Origin of the sequence: Pseudonocardia nigra (assembly GCF_019396355.1) — a bacterium.
Classification (GTDB): domain Bacteria; phylum Actinomycetota; class Actinomycetes; order Mycobacteriales; family Pseudonocardiaceae; genus Pseudonocardia; species Pseudonocardia nigra.
In genome coordinates this window covers 1-942 of sequence record NZ_JAHKRK010000518.1, presented here as the reverse complement: position 1 = coordinate 942, position 942 = coordinate 1, and the positions used below count along the sequence as shown (strand labels likewise).

Below are 942 nucleotides of genomic sequence, written 5' to 3'. Positions count from 1 at the left end.
GCAAGAAGAAGAAATCCGCGCGCTCAAACGCCGCGAAACACCACCGGCTACGCGGCCAAGGCGAAATCCGAGCGGCGATTAGCCGGATAATCGAAGAACAGCAGGTCGACCTCGAGGTTGAGCAGGTGCGCGACCGCGTCGAACACCCCGCGCGCGAGCTTGTTTTCGATGGCGATCAGCCAGTCCATGGCCCGGTAGCAGGCGTCGTCGGACACCGCGTCGAGACCGGGAACGTGCACGTCGTGGGCGACCCACGAGGTCGCGGCCAGTTTCGAGGACGGCGCCAGGGCCCGGTTCGCGACCAGCGCGAACAGCACCCGCTCCACCACCGGATCCCGGCGCGTCCCGGCGGCGAGGCGGCGCAGCAGGGTATCGATCCCCAGCCGGTGCCACAGCCCGTCGAGCAACCACGCCCCACCCAGCGGGCGGGACTGGACGAACTCCAGCCCGGGGACCCCGACCGCCCGCGCCCGATCCGAGCCCGCCTCGACGCCCACAACCCGGGTCAGGGCGGTGATCAGGCGCTCGATCGCGGCCCGGTCGAGCTGATCGGCCCGCCCGAACGAGTACAGCACCTTCGTCCGCGACGTCTTCGCCGCCGGGTCCCACTCGTTGTGCGCCAACTGCAGGTAGGACACCTTCGACCCGTCCCGGTTCCGCCGGGTCGACGTGCGCACGAACACGCCACCAAACGTTACACGACCTACTGCAGCTCACCGCTAGTAGCGCCCAAGTCGTGTTACTAGGGCTTTCGCCGTGCTGGACCAGATCGCAGAACGTTGACCTGCACCAACACCCGTGATCATGCACCAGATGGCAGATTCAGCCAGTGGAAGCATGCGACTCGACAAGCTCGGTGAATAGCTCGGAGGGCTTCTTCCAGTTGTGAATCTTACGGGGTCGGTCGTTGATTTCGGAAGCCACCATCGCGAGATAGTCCGG

General features: G+C 66.2%; 2 pseudogenes. Both read right to left on the bottom strand.

The annotated features are described in order from the left end of the window. Positions 1–89: 89 nt before the first annotated feature. Positions 90–683 (bottom strand): annotated as a pseudogene (locus tag KME75_RS41970) (IS1634 family transposase N-terminal domain-related protein); the annotation flags it as partial. 139 nt (positions 684–822) lie between these two features. Beyond that, positions 823–942: pseudogene (locus KME75_RS47540) on the bottom strand (IS30 family transposase); the annotation flags it as partial.